Genomic DNA, 15,166 nt, shown 5'->3' on the forward strand with positions numbered 1-15,166 from the left:
GCAAAATTACTCTTCTTCATCAGCGGCATCGTTTAACTTAATGCCTTCTTCTAGTTGGTTATTAACGTAACAGATAGCCCAATCGACTAATTCATCTTCGTCTGCTTCTAATAAAACCAAGCTACCTCGTAGCTCGTTCCATAGTGCAATCAGTAAATGCTCGATTTCGGCTGGCAAAATATCATCAGGAAAACGGCGCCATACGGCGTGATAAATGGCGTTGATTCGATCAGCTACGATTTCTTCTTCGCCTTCCCAGTCACCTACATCGGCAACCTGAAACAAATAATCCTGTATATTGACTAGATCTTTCATAAAGTCCTGGCCAGATGCTGTTCGAATAGCTCGACCACAGCGGCTAAACCTTGCTGGTCATCCTCGTCAAAGCGCGCAAGAACTGGACTATCAATATCCAACACGGCAATAATTTTTCCGTCGTGACGGACGGGCAGCACTATTTCGGAATTACTGGCCGCATCACAAGCAATATGACCAGGAAACTCGTGCACATCTTTGACCAGCTGAATTTCACCTGTTGCCACAGCAGTGCCACAGACGCCCTTGCCAACTGGTATACGGACACAAGCTACTTTCCCCTGAAAAGGGCCTAAAACTAAAACATCATCCCTTAAAATATAAAAGCCTGACCAGTTCAGATCAGGCATTTCATTGAAGAGTAAAGCACTCAGATTTGCCATGTTAGCAATCAGGTCCGTTTCGTCTTCGATCAGAGACTGAGCCTGCTGTTGCAGCAGCTGATAAAATTCTGATTTTTGCTCACGCATGAAATATAGGTTCTACCATAACTACGAAGGTCCCTACATTACTTGTTTTGTCGCGAAATTTAAACCTCTGCTACAAAAAGATTTAGCAGTCTTTGCTTAATTAACAATCAATGGCTGTTCATTTCAAACTCAACTGATACTTCGGCTCTGATATCGGTCTGGCCAAAGCTGACTTCAGCGCTTTCTGACATGGCTCTGGCCATCTTCATCACAGGCGCTGGCGCATAGCCTTGTTCATTGATTTTTTGTGCAGAACCCAGTTTTAAACCACTGGCTGTTGCCAATAAACCGGCCTTGATTTTAGCCTGAGAAAACGCCTGCTGCAGTGCTTTTTGATACAACTCATCCGAGCCGCTGACTAAAAATTCAGCCTGATTCATCTGCGTCACACCTAAATCAGCGGCTTGTTGCAATACGGTGCTGTACAGCGATAAATCATTTAAAGACACCAGGATATCGCGGCTGACCTGATAACGCTGTGGCAATTTACGTTCAGGGTCGTGCTGATAATCCTGCTGAATACGCAAAGGTGCATTGTTCAGTTGATCATCTTTTACACCTAGCTTACGCAAAGCTTTAGTTAATGCAGCAGCCTGCTCATCTACTTTTTGTTTGGCGTCACTGACCTTTTCAGCAGTCTGCTGAATTTGCATAGTTAAACGCACAGCGTCAGGCTTCGCCTGCATAACGGCAGAGCCTGATACTGTGACACTTCTTACCGCTGTTGTATCAGCCAAAGCGACGCAACTTAAAGTACACACAACCAAAGCTACTAATTTCGTTTTCATTTTTTAATCCTGTTCAACGCTATCTGTTCAGTACAGACTACCAGGCCAAGCTGAACCGCCACTTAAAACTTAATTCAGCTTCAATACCTTATCAACAGCAGACTGAGTTAAAGGGTGATAACCCGGCCTTGCTTTCTGATACAGATTTTTAGCCCATTCTAAATACTCAGGGTTCTGACTGAGCTGCAGATACAAAGGCACCACAAATTTACGCCGCCCTACTTTTAGTAAAAACTGCTCCAGCGCTGGTATTGCCTTTGAATAGTTTTTCGCCAGCGCCACTTTAAACCAGGCTGTCGCTACTTCCGCATTCTTACTCTGGCTTAAGCCAAAGCCTTGATCCAACTGTTGTAGCTGAGCAATGTCGACAGTAGCAGCCAATTGACCAATAAAATGTAACCAATGGTGAATACTCCAACTGTTTGTCTGTAATTCGGCCAGATTGCCGGTTTTTTGCCATAACTCCAGTTGTAAATCCACTTGCTTAAAAGCATCAGACTCTGGTGCAACAAAAGTCCCAGCCAGTCCGGGCTGATACAGCCATTCCAGCACTTCGCCCATAGAGACAATATCCGGGTCATTCAGTAAGGTTTTACGCATATAACGCAGGAACTTTTCAGTATCCATGCTTTGAAAAGCAAAGGTTTGGAAATAATTTTTCAGGAAAGGATCAAATACGGCACGGCCAAAACGTTGCTCTAAAAACTGCAGGAACAACATGCCTTTGATATAAGGCACCTGAGTAAAGGCCTCATCCGGATCACGGCCTGTGTAATCTGTGATCAGCAAGGTGTCTTTGGCATCGAGCTGCAGCAAATCATTTTCCAGATCCTGAACCGATAGTTGGCGTTCCAATAAAGCGCGTTCTGGCCCAAAGACTTGCTCCATAATACGGTTTTCAACATAGTTGGTAAAACCTTCGTTCAGCCAGAGTTCGTGCCAACTGCCATTAGTGACTAAATTACCAGACCAGGAATGCGCAAGTTCGTGAGCTATTAAACTGACCAGACTTTTATCACCCGCTATCACAGTAGGCGTAATAAAAGACAAACGTGGATTCTCCATACCGCCAAAAGGAAAACTGGCAGGTAATATCAACAAGTCATAACGGCCCCATGGATAATCGCCATACAAGGCCGTTGCAACTTGCATCATCTGCTCTGTGTCAGAAAATTCAGCCACAGCTTTATCCAGCCAAACTTTTTCGGCATACACGCCAGTGCGCTCCGACATAGCTTTAAATTCTAAATCCCCTATTGCCAAGGCGATCAAATAAGCAGGAATAGCCTGAGGCATACGGAAAAAGTAGTCGCCATCTTTTTCGGTATTGGCACTGTTATCCGCTCCCATCACCGCTAACAACTGCTTAGGTGTGCGAATACGAGCCTGATAATTCAACCGCACTGCTGGCGTGTCTTGCAATGGGATCCAGCTGCGGGCGTGAATGGACTGCGATTGGCTGTACATAAAAGGCTGCTGTTTTTCGCTGCTCTGCTCTTTAGTCAGCCACTGCAGGCCTGAAGCTTGTGGGCTGGTGTGGTAATAAATACGCACTACAGGAAACTGTGCCGGGAATTCAATCAATAACGCTTGGCCATGGTAGCGAGATTTGTCACCAAAACTATGGCTCAGTCTGTGCCAACGGCCTTCGGCAGATTGCCCCACTACGTTTTCAATAGTCAGATCACGGCTATCTAACACCAATTGACGTGCGTCCGGATAGTGCCAGTCCAGTTTCAGCTCAACAAAACCCTGTAATTGCTGCTTATCAAAATCTGCAGTTAAATCAAGCTTCAGCTCCGGGTGGCTGACTAAAGTAAAGTTGCTGAAACTATGGGGATCCGTTGCCTGAACCCTGGCGCAAAATAAAACCAGCAACAGCAGCACAACACGCATTTTCTTACTCCGAAACTAATTATTAATGTAATTCATAGGATTGGCAGGATAATAACAAAGTTCCTGCTGGCTCTGGTGACTGAAATGCCGGGTATCTTTGTGCGGCAATTTCATAAAACCACCGACGCCTTCACCGCTGATTAAAGGCACTTTTGCCAAAATACTCTGCAGCAAAGCGGCAAATTGTGTTTCAGCAGCTGGTTCAAGCAAACGATAATAATTGTGTATTTTCATATACAAAGGCGTCACTTCAAAAATAATACAGCCGGTGTGGCGTATTAAATTCAGTGCTGTTAAATCATCCATAATGCTGTCTGGCAACACCAACTGTTCGTCTGGGTCTTTGCCATCTTCAAAGTAACTGTGCTGAGCGCTGCTGTCGTCAAAATGGCTTTGGCCCAGTTCATATTTTAGCGCTGTACCTTGTGGTACCACAAAGGGCACATCTGTGCTGTCCCGTGCTATGTGAATAGTCTGGCGCGCATCAAATAAACAGGCTTTAAAAATACCCACCTTGCCGATACAACGTGCCAGTTGCACTACATTGTTCACAGCAACAGCAAAAGCCCTGTGCAGGCGCTCGTCAAACAGATTCAGACTGGAATCGATATAGACACCACTGCTTTGCCAATGAATAGCAATACCGCCGACCACAGGATAACGACCTAAACGACTGACGGCAGCAACGAATGCCTTTTCAGTTTCGCCCATGCCCTCGAGGTAGTTTTTGTAATAGCGTTCCAGCTGCACATCGTCAATGTACTGAATACCTTCTTCATCGCTGTGCTCCCGCAAAAAGGATTTACGCGACGAATAGACCACTGTATCCAATTCTTGCGCTTTGTCGCTGATCCAAACCGGTAATACTGACTCTGTGCTTAAAATTGGCAAGTCAGGAGTGACCAGATGATGTAAGCGTGGCATAGATTTTAAGAAATAATCGCCTGCTTGCTGACGCAGTAGCAAATCATCAGACAGCATACTGTCGAGCATAGTGGCAAATTCCATCGGCAAAGCTAAGCTACGCGCTGGGATCGCCTTGCGGCCAAAACGACAGGACTGACCGGACGCCAAGGCATACAAAGTGCTGGCCACGCCCTGCTCATCAAAGCGTGGGCTGGATAAAGCACCAGAGCGCTGCTCCGGGCCAATAAAATACACATCACCTAGTCGGGCATTCGATGTTTGCAAGTCTGCCGACATGAGCTGCATCACATTGTTACCAATGTAATGACCTTCACTGTCAAGCTGGGCAAATACCGATGAGCCCCAATCCACCAGACTGATTTGATTAGTACTTTCGTCGTAGACGATATTAGACGGCTTAATATCACCATGCACTATGGGCGCAGCTTCGCCGTCTTTTTTATGTTGGCGCAGCGCCACTAACAAACTGGCAAGCTGAGTGGCAATATCCAATAATAACCGCACCGGCACCCGGCCATGTTTTAGACTATATTGCTCCAAATCCACGCCTTTGGCGCGGCCCATCATCAAAATGCCCTGCTTCTTCACCAACTGATAGGTGAAAAACGGCGGTACATTGGGATGAGCAGCCTGCGATAACATATAACCTTCGTCGGCTAAGCGTTCCTGAATATGCTGCGGTAAATTAATGCGGGAGAACTTAAACACCACATCCTGCTGCTTTTGATCAAGGCCAGCAAAGACAAAACCATAAGCGCCCTTGCCCACCAGCTCAATCTGACGATAGCCCAGTTTCTCCAGTTCAGAGATACAAAGCGCCACCCAGTCCTTGAGCTTTTTGGCATCATTGGCGTTTAGCAGGTAAACCGACTGCTCTTCGGGGATGTAGAAGTTACGAAGCTGATGTTTATCCATGCATTACCCGTCGTACAGTCCTTAAAACGAAAAACCCGGAGGATCTTTAAGATCATCCGGGTTTTGTAACAAAGAACGATGCCAATTACCAGCTATTCGTCAATGGTTTAGACCATAGACAGCAACATGGATGACGGTTGTTCCAGATAGCTTTTCCACAGGTTAGTGAAACGGGCTATGGTGCCACCGTCTATGACGCGGTGATCACCAGACCAGCTGATTTGCATCAGAGAGCGGCCTTCCACTTCACCTTTGGCGTTGAAACGTGGTAACAGCTGGGTTTTACCCAGCGCTACTATCGCCACTTCCGGCTTATTGATAATAGGAGTCGCCACGGTGCCGCCAATTGCGCCAATGTTGGAGATGGTGATAGTGCCACCTTTCAGTTCAGCCGGACTAACACGACCTTCACGGGCAGCGTCTGTTAACTTCGTCAGCTCTTGAGCAATTTGCACGATCGACTTGTTCTGACAGCCTTTAATATTCGGCACCAGCAAACCCACCTTCGAGTCGACCGCTATACCAATATTGTGATCATCAAAATACGTCAGCTCTGAACAGTCGCTGTTGACCTGGCTGTTCATAATAGGGAACTGCCTAATGGCCAGCGACATGGCTTTCATAAAAAACGGCATCAGCGTCAGCTTAATACCCTGCTTCGCATATTGATCTTTCAGCTGGCTGCGCAGTGCAATCAGCTCTGTTAAATCAATTTCTTCGCAGTAGGTAAAATGCGGAATGCTCGACACAGAATCCTGCATCTGACGCGCCATCGCCGCTTTAATGCCTTTGATAGGCTCAACACGGCTGCCGCCAGCGCTGGTCACAACAGCTACGGTCGCAGCGGCTTTAACCGGCGTTGCAGCAGCTTTGGCTACAGCAGAAGTAGCTCCACCATTGGCATAAGCTTTGACATCCTCTTTATACACCCGGCCTTTGTCGCCAGAGCCTGGCACTAAAGATAAGTCGATATTCAGTTCCCGAGCTAAACGGCGCACTGCAGGGCTGGCTAAGGCTTTGCCATTGCCCACAGGAGCCGCAGTTGAAGCGGCAACAGAGGCTACTTGAGCAGCACAAGCTGGTGTGGCGACTGGCGCCGAAACTGCTGTCGGAGCAGAACTTGAAGTACCGGCAATTTCCTGCTGAAACAGCGGGCTATGTACTTTGGCAATTTCACCTTTGGCGTAATGCAGCTTCACCACTTTGCCAGCGTATTTGGCAGGAATTTGCACTAAAGCTTTGTCGGTCATCACATCGCAGACTGGTTGATCTTCGGCCAATACATCACCTTCTTTGATCAGCCACTCAACAATTTCACACTCAACAATACCCTCGCCTATATCAGGCAGGATAAAGTCTTCCAGCTGTTTGCCAGTGGCGGCAGCTGCAGGGGCCGCTTGAGCAGGAGCAGACACAGCTGCAACAGCTGGCGCTGCGCCGTCCGTGTCTATTTCAAACAAAGGCGCATGCACTTTGGCTATATCACCTTTGGCGTAATAGAGCTTAGTGACCACACCGTCGTACACAGCTGGAATTTGCACCAAAGCTTTGTCGGTCATCACGTCACAAACTGGCTGATCTTCAGTGATCCGATCACCTTCTTTCACCAGCCACTCAACGATTTCACACTCGACTATGCCTTCGCCAATATCCGGCAGAATAAAATCTTTTTTCATCTGGCTATCCTTAGAAGTTCACCGAGCGTTTTATCGCTTCGTAAGTTTTCAGATGATCGGGCACATATTCTTTTTCCAGTGCCAGCGGGTAAGGAATATCCAGACCACAGACCCGTTCAATCGGGCTTTCCAGGTGCAGGAAGCATTTTTTCTGAATGGTTGATGCAATCTCAGCGGCAAAACCACCCGTCAATGGCGCTTCATGGTTAATGACTAAACGGCCGGTTTTCATCACCGACTCTGCCACAGTGTCGACATCCCAAGGCTGAATACTGCGAAGATCAATTACTTCACAGGAAATGCCTTCGGCTTGTGCCATATCCACAGCTTTTTGGATAATTTCCATCTGCGCGCCCCAGGCTAAAACTGTCACGTCTTTGCCCTGTTGCAACACTTCGGCTTTGCCTAATGGAATTTCGTAATACTCTTCCGATACTTCGCCGACAGAAGCGCGGTATAACTTCTTAGGTTCAAAGAAAATCACCGGATCCGGGCAGTTAATGGCAGCCAACAATAAACCTTTGGCCTGCGCAGGATCACGTGGCACTACAATTTTTAAACCTGGCGTATGGGCAAAATACGCTTCAGGCGACTGGCTGTGGTAATGACCACCAGCTATACCACCACCGTATGGCGTGCGGAACACTAAACCACCCACATTAAACTCGTTGCCTGAGCGGTAACGGAACTTAGCTGTTTCATTCACAATCTGGTCAAAGGCCGGGAAGATATAATCAGCAAACTGAATTTCAGCCACAGGTTTCATGCCCTGAGCCGCCATACCGTTGGCAAAACCAGCGATGCCTTGTTCAGTTAAAGGCGTATTGAAACAACGGGCTTTGCCGTATTTTTCCTGCAACTTGCTGGTGGCACGGAATACACCACCAAAGTGACCAACGTCTTCACCAAAACAAACAACACCATCGTCTTTGGCCATGGCTAAATCTAAGGCGTTATTGATCGCCTGTAACATATTCATCTTAGCCATTATTCAAATCTCCCCGCCGTCACCGGATAGGCATCCGGGTACTTTCTGATATGTGCTTTTAGCTCTTCTAATTGTTCGTTCAAAAGTGGAATTGGTGTTTCGTACACATCACTCATCAGATGTTCGATACCAGGCTTAGCCACTTTCTCAGCCACTTTTAATGCATCCAGAATTTCCTGACGCAAAGCATCCGACTTGGTTTTATCTTCGTCTTCATTCAGCCAGCCTTGTTTCACCAACCATAAACGGAAACGGGAAATTGGATCGTTTTTACGCCACAGCTCTTCTTCTTCTTTAGAGCGATAACCACTTGGGTCATCTGAAGATGAGTGCGCACCTAAACGGTAGGCTATAGATTCAATTAAAATTGGCTCTTCGTGTTCAAGAGCATAGTCACGAGCCATTTGAGTGGCTTTGTAGACAGCCAGAATATCAGCACCGTCGACACGAATAGCTTTCATGCCATAACCCACACCACGACAGGCAATACCATCGCCTTTAAACTGCTCATTGGCAGGGGTTGAAATAGCGTAACCATTGTTACGACAGAAGAAAATCACCGGCGCTTTATGCACTGCGGCCATATTTAAACCGGCGTGGAAGTCACCTTCAGAGGCTGCACCTTCACCAAAATAACAAATGGTGGTGTTTTTCAGTCCGCGTAACTTTTGCGCATAAGCGTAACCACTGGCCTGAGGAATTTGTGTACCCAGCGGTGAGGAAATCGTCATGTAGTAAATGTCTTTGCTGCCGTAATGCACCGGCATCTGGCGGCCTTTACCTAAATCTTTTTCGTTAGAGAACAGCTGATTCATAAACTGTTCAAGACTAAAACCACGATAACGCAAAGCGCCTTGTTCACGGTACTGCGCCATAATCATGTCTTTATCATCCAGCGCCGCAGCGCTGCCGACAGTGGCGGCTTCTTCGCCTAAACACTGCATGTAAAAACTGATACGGCCCTGACGCTGAGCAGCCAACATACGTTCGTCCAGTATGCGGATAAATTGCATACTGTCGTACATTTTAAGGGCTGTGGCTTGGTCGAGCTGCGGTACTTCTGCACCAGGGTAGATAGAGCCGTCATCCTGCAGGATACGCAGCGTAGGAATTTGTAACGCGTGACCGCTGGTAAATTCAGCTGTGTGCACTGTAGAGATGGTTGCGTTATTGGGGTTAGTCATAGGTGTCTCTTTTGGTTGTATCCGTCAGACTGTGACAAAGGGTATACCCGTCGTACTTGAAGCTGCAGCTTTGTTGGCTTCGCCACTTCGCCCCAGTCACATAGGTTTACTATGCTCCTGGGGTCTCAATGGCTTGTCGCCTCGCCGCAACATCAAGTTACTTGGGTATGAACGCATGGTGGCTTGGTGACCACTCTTGGTAAATGGATTGCGTTTCCCCGTTTGCCCTGACCATTATTTTTTGTTTTACGTGTTTTAATCAGTATGGCTATTTTCTTCTATTTTTCGGTCGCAACTTTACCTTTACGTAAACTGCATTGCAACCAGAGGCAGAAATAAAAACAGCTGGTCCATGCACTAAAGCAGGGCCAGCTGTCAGATTTTTTGTACTATGAAAGGCTGTTTTGTGACTGCTTAGCTTACTTTGCCTGCTACTGAAACAGGTTTCACCATCAGCATAGCGCGCTGGCCAATAGCCACTTTAGGGTTAGGGAAAATAATGGCTTCGCCTTCTACTTCCACTTTGTATTCCACACTGGCATCGCTGGCGAGCACAGTGCCGAGTTCAAAAGTTGTGAAGTTCTCAATGTTATCGGCAAAATGTAGCGTGAAGGCTTCTGTGGTTTTATCGATAGAACGGCGCACTTCATAGAGATTAAAGTCGGCTTCGTTAAATTCAGTCGTGGCAAGTTCGCCACCTGAGATCAGGGCACTGAATGCCGCAGCTGCGTCGGCAAAACGACTCATATCGTTTTGGCCAAAAGGTCTTGCCTTGCCAAGTTCAATGGTAAAACCATGCGCATTGCAGCTTTGAGCGGCAAAATAACTAAAGGTACTGGCAGGAGTTTGCATCAGAAGTACAGTATTTGCACCGCAGGCTTTTAAAAACTCAAACTGGCTTTTGCTCCAGTTTTTGCCATGTAAAAACGGATACACAGCAAATTTCTCAAAACGTGAACCTCGAATAGCGGTATGTAAATCATAGAGCTTAGGCTCACGTAAGCCTTGCGGCGCTTCGTTGAAAAACTTCAGCACATAGCTCTCTAACTTTTTCGCCCGCTCGCGCTCAGCGCTTTGTACACCTGATTCTTTGCTGTGATGGCCTGAAAATAAGCGGTTTAAATTATCCTGAATTTCACGCACGCCTGCATTGATAGCAGGTGGGTTACCAAATAAAAACAACACGCGCTCTGTCAGCAGCAACTTGCCTGCCAAAACCTTATTTAACAGCTCTGAACACAGCTCAACAGGTGCAGTTTCGTTGCCGTGCACACCGCTGGACAGCACTATGTCCTGAGTGCCGAATTGCTCAGGCTGAAAATAGATCACTCCTGTATCCCAGATCTGGACCTCTGTGCCATTGTGCAGTGCATAGCTGGCATAAGGTAAAAAATCAGGATGAGCTAAGGTAAGTTTAAGAAAATCAGGATCATGCTGCAGTTGCTGCAACAGCGTTTCAGGCTTCATAGATGCTCCGGGCTCCAGCGCTTAAGCGCCTTTTTTAAGTTGCCCTATTCTAACCTGCGAGCAGATACAGTCCAGCTGCTTTTCTGTTGAAAAGCAGCTGTCCAAGCTAACAGTTACAAGCCACAGCTGGCGCCATAAATTGACTGAGCCCAGTGTGGGTTGTCGATAAAGGGATTGCGGTTTTGTTGCCACTCGTAAATACGGTTATTACGACGAATTTCAAAACTATCGACCGGATCCTGGATATGCCATTGCAGCAGTACACAGAGTTTGCCCATTTCAGGCGCTGAACTGCCGGTAGGTGCAAAGTTACGCAAAATCAGGTTAGGCGTGCCTGTTTCATCCCCCCCCTCATAGCGCACATCCATATAAAACATCATACGGGCGACATCGCCTTTAACCGCATTACGGGGTTCAAAACTGTCAGAATCAGTTTTGTTTTCCGGCGCTTCAGTTAATGGTGTACCACCTGTATCAAAGTCTTTATTGCCGCGGCTGGAGTTAATAGATACATCGGCAGGCCGTAAATGATGGATATCGGTATAAGCATATTGGCTTTCGCTAGGGAAACCATGGCTTTTGGCCCAGACATGCTCACGATTCCAGGCATCCAGTGAATTACTTTGACCAGCGCGGAATGTTTTGGCAACCGAACGTCCGGCATACAACAAAATCACGTTATCGGTGTTGTTTACATCTTCATCTGTGTAAGACAATGCTTCCCACACCTGACTATAAGTTAACCGCACATGGCCACGTAAAATTGAGTTCAGTGCTGTTTTCAGTTCACTACCTGTTTTCCCCGCAGCAGCTGCATAATAGGTGGGCTGGGTAATCACAGGGCCTGTGCCACCGCCTCCACTGCAGGTCGCTATGAAGACACCACTACCCGGATTGCCATAATTGCTCGAGACAACCCAGTCAGACACAAGATTATTATCTGTGGTTTTATTGCGGCTAATGGATTTATCCACAGCATTAATAGACCAACCGGATAAACCATTTTCCCAGCCTACCGCATCAATTTCTGTGCTGCCATTTCTCAGCCTGACGTAGTCGCCGCTATTGCCAAAAGCCAGAGTCAAACCCGATAAGTGTGGCGTGACCCCGTATAAGGCTTGCATCGCCGCCGTATTTTTTGCCACCAGGAAATAGCTACGTGGCGCTACAGTGCCGGATAAGTTAAAACTGCCGCCGTTGTCCTGCAGGCTATAGCCTTGCAGGTTAATGGCTGTGTAGCTGTTGTTGTAGAGCTCAACAAACTCTTCAGTGTTGTCGTTATTAGGGGCGTCGTACAGTACTTCGGTGATGAGCAAACTGGCAAAACTGCTGCTGCAATAAAGCGCTGCAGCAAGCAGCGATAAGGTTGAGATCTGTTTCATTAGTAATCCTGTGAGTTCTTGTTATGGTGTGAGGATCTGCTTCCTGCCCCCAAATTGACTCTGCTTCTCCGTCAGAGCACACAAGATTAGCTCAGCTCTATGACAAACTGCTTAAATTAAACACACAATATTTACTTTTTGATCATCAACACACTAAGCCCACATTACCAGTACAGCAGCCAGCACAATGAAGCTCAGACCCAACAGATCCTGACGTTTTAGTTTTTCTTTTAATACGAAGACAGAGATTAGTAGTGTAAAAAGGACTTCAACCTGCCCCAGCGTTTTGACATAAGCCACGGCTTGCAGGCTCATCGCCGTAAACCAGCCCAATGAGCCTAAACAGCTGGTAATGCTGGTGGCCAAAGTTAGTTGTGGCCTTTGCCATAACTTCACTAAGGTCGCTTTATCCTTTAGCGCCAGATACATCAGTAAAACAACAGTTTGAGTGGTGATCACAAAAAACAGTACCCAGGCTGCTGCGGGTAAAAAAGGCAATCCCAAAGTCAGACTGGCTTCGCGTACCCAGAGCGATGTCAGTGCAAAAGCCAAACCACTGCCCAGACCTAAAGCCAGAGTTTTTGCAGATAATGAACCAATGCTGGTAGCTCCGGTAAGCAGAAACACCGCGATGCCACCAATAAAGACGCCTACCCAACCCAGAGGACTGATGTAGGTACCAAAAAACATTACCCCAACAATAGCGGCCAAAATAGCCTCACTTTTGGCAAGACCTACCCCAATCGCATAGTTTTTTAGCCTGAATAACACCACCATCAAGGCTGTTGCCAGAATTTGCATCGCGGATGCCGCCAGCACATAAAACACAAACCAGAAATTAAAATGAGGTATGGCGTAATCCTGCCACTGGTAAAGCCCAATTAAATACAACAGGGCTAAAGGCCCGGCATAAATAAAGCGAGCTAAAGTTACACCCATCACTGGTACGTCTTTACTCAATTGTTTTTGCAAAGCGTTACGCATTGCCTGCATAAAAGCAGCCAGCAGCGTAAAAGGGATCCATAAAGACATGTAGACTTCCAAAAATCAGTAAAACAAAATGATGCCTTGTTCAGAGAATGAAGGCAAAGCTTTTACCCGCTGTTTAGCTGAAATGCTCATCTAACAGAGCTATATCGTCAACCACCCACTGCGCTTCAATGCAGTCGGTCAGATGTTGTGCGATAAACTGGATCAAACGTCGTGCTGAAGCGCTCAGCCTTTTATCTTTGCGTGCCACCAGATACCAATGGCTATTTAGCGGAAAACCTCTCACCTTCAGCACCTTAAACTGCTCATTGTGTTGGTCTAAAGTATAAGCAGATAAAACCGCTAGACCTAAACCACTGCTAACACTAAGTCGTATGGCTTCATTACTTTCAATTTGCATCGTTTTAGATAATTCAACGCCCTGACTACTTAGCCAGGCTTCAAATTGCATACGAGTGGCAGAACCTGGTTCACGCATTAAAAAACGTTCATTTTTAAGTGTTGTAAAATCAAGTTCGCCGCCTTCTGCACAATAACGGGATGCCCAGTGCTCTGCAGGTGCTATCAGTTGCAGCGGGTTTTTAATAATACGGCAAGCCTGCACCAGTTCTCCGCTTGGAGGCTGACTGAAAAGATAAAGATCATCGTCCTGATGCGCAAACCGATTGAGAATGTGAGCCCTATTCCCGACATTGAGCGTCACTTCAACTTTTGGGTTGGCTTTGTCGAAAGCCCCCAAAATAGTTGGCATCACATATTTAGCAGTGGTAACTATGCCTAAACTTAACTTGCCACTACGTCCGCCTTTGGCCTCTTCCAGTAAAGAAGAAAAGTCATCAAAGCGACTTAACACATCAGATGCAGCCTGAAACAAGGCATCGCCGATATAAGTGGTATGCACTTTTCCTTCCCTGTATTCCAGCAAAGGTTGCCCTACTTCATCCGCCAGCTTTTTAAGCTGCAAAGACACTGTGGGCTGGGTTAGATGCAATAAACGCGCAGCAGCTGATACAGATCCGAATCGCACCACCTGAATGTAAACCTGCAGTAATCTAAAACTTAAATGCCTAACATCCATAGATAATCATCAATACCAAAATGGCGAACAATTAATTATCCAATATACCCAAAGGCAGGCACAATCTCCAGCCATTAACAGCTATGGAGTTGGGTGATGCCAGATATTGTGATTGCGTTTTTCGCCTTTGGTCTAATTGCAGGCTTGCTAAAGTCGGATTTAAAGGTTCCTCAATCAATTTACGAAACTCTATCTATCTTGCTGATGCTGGTACTGGGCCTTAAAGGCGGTATGGCACTGCATGGTCAAGCCCATAGCGGTATGGTCACAGATCTGTTGGTTGTTGGTGCTCTGGGTTTAATTATCCCACTGATATGTTATCCACTACTCAGGTATCTGGTACGGCTGAACAACGCAGACTCAGTTAGTATTGCGGCACATTATGGCTCTGTCAGTGCAGGTACTTTTGCAGTGGTACTGGCTATCGCCGAAAAGTCTGGTATGCCTTTATTGCCAGAAACCACCCTTTATCTGGTGATGCTCGAGTTACCTGCTATCGTGATCATGTTAGGCTTGTATGGCGCATTAAAGGGCAAAGGGAAGCAAGCTCATATTTGGCATGAAGCACTCACCAGCCGCGGTGTATTGTTGTTAGGCGGTGGCGTACTGATAGGATATTTGTATGGCCCTGAAGGTCTGGCCCCTATAGCACCAGCGTTGATTGGTGGCTTTAAAACTATGCTGGCTTTATTCTTACTGGAAATGGGCTTGTGTACAGCCAAAGTGTGTAACCCACTGCCACTGAAACATTGGCGTTTAATGTTGTTTGCTGCGCTGGCTCCTTTTGCGCTAGGTGCTTTAGGTTTGTTTTTTGGGTTACTACTTGATTTGCCACAAGGTACTTTGCTGGTTCTGACCACTTTAGCAGCCAGTGCTTCCTATATTGCTGCACCGGCCGCAGTGCGAGCCAGTATACCTGACGCTAATATTGGCTTAGCTATGCTGGCGTCGCTGGGTATCACCTTCCCTGTAAACGTGCTCCTCGCTATACCTGTGTATCAGTATTGGGTTGAATTAGCGCTAAAAAATTAGCTAAAAGCGGTCAAACCGAACAAAAAAAAAGCAGTCAAACTAATGGGCATTGCTTTTA

13 protein-coding genes are annotated in these 15,166 nt (G+C 46.7%); 1 reads left to right on the forward strand and 12 read right to left on the reverse strand.

The features are described 5' to 3' along the window. Positions 1-6: 6 nt before the first annotated feature. The 12 genes from EMM73_RS05495 to EMM73_RS05550 all read right to left on the reverse strand — a co-directional run bounded on the left by EMM73_RS05495 (position 7) and on the right by EMM73_RS05550 (position 14,076). The gene (locus tag EMM73_RS05495) at positions 7-315 is read right to left on the reverse strand and encodes a hypothetical protein (protein WP_127685451.1); all 309 of its coding nucleotides are present in this window, start codon (positions 313-315) and stop codon (positions 7-9) included. Beyond that, positions 312-785, reverse strand: coding sequence for a GAF domain-containing protein (locus EMM73_RS05500; RefSeq protein ID WP_127685452.1), 474 nt, complete (start codon positions 783-785; stop codon positions 312-314). Before EMM73_RS05500 ends, EMM73_RS05495 begins: the two co-directional genes overlap by 4 nt. 107 nt (positions 786-892) lie before the next feature. After that, positions 893-1,573 (reverse strand): SIMPL domain-containing protein, encoded by a 681-nt coding sequence (locus EMM73_RS05505; protein WP_127685453.1) that lies wholly within the window; start codon positions 1,571-1,573, stop codon positions 893-895. Positions 1,574-1,642: 69 nt separating this feature from the next. Next, a complete protein-coding gene (locus EMM73_RS05510; RefSeq protein ID WP_127685454.1) occupies positions 1,643-3,469 on the reverse strand; it encodes a M1 family metallopeptidase in 1,827 nt (608 codons plus the stop codon). Positions 3,470-3,484: 15 nt separating this feature from the next. Beyond that, a complete protein-coding gene (locus EMM73_RS05515) occupies positions 3,485-5,311 on the reverse strand; it encodes a protein kinase domain-containing protein (protein ID WP_127685455.1) in 1,827 nt (608 codons plus the stop codon). A 107-nt stretch (positions 5,312-5,418) separates the two neighbouring features. Continuing rightward, entirely contained in the window at positions 5,419-6,987 is a 1,569-nt protein-coding gene (locus EMM73_RS05520; protein WP_127685456.1) for a dihydrolipoyllysine-residue acetyltransferase, read from the reverse strand. Positions 6,988-6,997: 10 nt separating this feature from the next. Then, a complete protein-coding gene (locus EMM73_RS05525; protein ID WP_127023184.1) occupies positions 6,998-7,975 on the reverse strand; it encodes an alpha-ketoacid dehydrogenase subunit beta in 978 nt (325 codons plus the stop codon). Continuing rightward, positions 7,975-9,159 (reverse strand): thiamine pyrophosphate-dependent dehydrogenase E1 component subunit alpha, encoded by a 1,185-nt coding sequence (locus tag EMM73_RS05530; RefSeq protein WP_127685457.1) that lies wholly within the window; start codon positions 9,157-9,159, stop codon positions 7,975-7,977. Before EMM73_RS05530 ends, EMM73_RS05525 begins: the two co-directional genes overlap by 1 nt. Before the next feature lie 414 nt (positions 9,160-9,573). After that, positions 9,574-10,626: a succinylglutamate desuccinylase gene (astE, locus tag EMM73_RS05535; protein ID WP_127685458.1), complete on the reverse strand. Its 1,053-nt coding sequence runs from the start codon at positions 10,624-10,626 to the stop codon at positions 9,574-9,576. A 113-nt stretch (positions 10,627-10,739) separates the two neighbouring features. Further along, positions 10,740-12,008: an endonuclease gene (locus tag EMM73_RS05540; RefSeq protein ID WP_127685459.1), complete on the reverse strand. Its 1,269-nt coding sequence runs from the start codon at positions 12,006-12,008 to the stop codon at positions 10,740-10,742. A 153-nt stretch (positions 12,009-12,161) separates the two neighbouring features. Then, the gene (locus EMM73_RS05545; RefSeq protein ID WP_127685460.1) at positions 12,162-13,040 is read right to left on the reverse strand and encodes a DMT family transporter; all 879 of its coding nucleotides are present in this window, start codon (positions 13,038-13,040) and stop codon (positions 12,162-12,164) included. Between the two features lie 73 nt (positions 13,041-13,113). Then, positions 13,114-14,076, reverse strand: a complete 963-nt coding sequence (locus EMM73_RS05550) for a LysR family transcriptional regulator (RefSeq protein ID WP_127685461.1) — start codon at positions 14,074-14,076, stop codon at positions 13,114-13,116. 96 nt (positions 14,077-14,172) lie between these two features. Between EMM73_RS05550 and EMM73_RS05555 the strand changes: the two genes are divergently transcribed. Then, positions 14,173-15,108: a sodium-dependent bicarbonate transport family permease gene (locus tag EMM73_RS05555; protein WP_127685462.1), complete on the forward strand. Its 936-nt coding sequence runs from the start codon at positions 14,173-14,175 to the stop codon at positions 15,106-15,108. Positions 15,109-15,166 lie beyond the last annotated feature (58 nt).

This window comes from Rheinheimera sediminis, assembly GCF_004005375.1.
Classification (GTDB): Bacteria; Pseudomonadota; Gammaproteobacteria; order Enterobacterales; family Alteromonadaceae; genus Pararheinheimera.

Excerpts from the sequence above, each read along its gene's own strand:
- astE (WP_127685458.1), bottom strand. The coding sequence starts at position 10,626 with ATGAAGCCTGAAACGCTGTTGCAGCAACTGCAGCATGATCCTGATTTT.
- EMM73_RS05550 (WP_127685461.1), bottom strand. The coding sequence starts at position 14,076 with ATGGATGTTAGGCATTTAAGTTTTAGATTACTGCAGGTTTACATTCAG.
- EMM73_RS05555 (WP_127685462.1), top strand. The coding sequence starts at position 14,173 with ATGCCAGATATTGTGATTGCGTTTTTCGCCTTTGGTCTAATTGCAGGC.
- EMM73_RS05520 (WP_127685456.1), bottom strand. The coding sequence starts at position 6,987 with ATGAAAAAAGATTTTATTCTGCCGGATATTGGCGAAGGCATAGTCGAG.
- EMM73_RS05530 (WP_127685457.1), bottom strand. The coding sequence starts at position 9,159 with ATGACTAACCCCAATAACGCAACCATCTCTACAGTGCACACAGCTGAA.
- EMM73_RS05515 (WP_127685455.1), bottom strand. The coding sequence starts at position 5,311 with ATGGATAAACATCAGCTTCGTAACTTCTACATCCCCGAAGAGCAGTCG.
- EMM73_RS05525 (WP_127023184.1), bottom strand. The coding sequence starts at position 7,975 with ATGGCTAAGATGAATATGTTACAGGCGATCAATAACGCCTTAGATTTA.
- EMM73_RS05500 (WP_127685452.1), bottom strand. The coding sequence starts at position 785 with ATGCGTGAGCAAAAATCAGAATTTTATCAGCTGCTGCAACAGCAGGCT.
- EMM73_RS05505 (WP_127685453.1), bottom strand. The coding sequence starts at position 1,573 with ATGAAAACGAAATTAGTAGCTTTGGTTGTGTGTACTTTAAGTTGCGTC.
- EMM73_RS05495 (WP_127685451.1), bottom strand. The coding sequence starts at position 315 with ATGAAAGATCTAGTCAATATACAGGATTATTTGTTTCAGGTTGCCGAT.
- EMM73_RS05545 (WP_127685460.1), bottom strand. The coding sequence starts at position 13,040 with ATGTCTTTATGGATCCCTTTTACGCTGCTGGCTGCTTTTATGCAGGCA.
- EMM73_RS05540 (WP_127685459.1), bottom strand. The coding sequence starts at position 12,008 with ATGAAACAGATCTCAACCTTATCGCTGCTTGCTGCAGCGCTTTATTGC.
- EMM73_RS05510 (WP_127685454.1), bottom strand. The coding sequence starts at position 3,469 with ATGCGTGTTGTGCTGCTGTTGCTGGTTTTATTTTGCGCCAGGGTTCAG.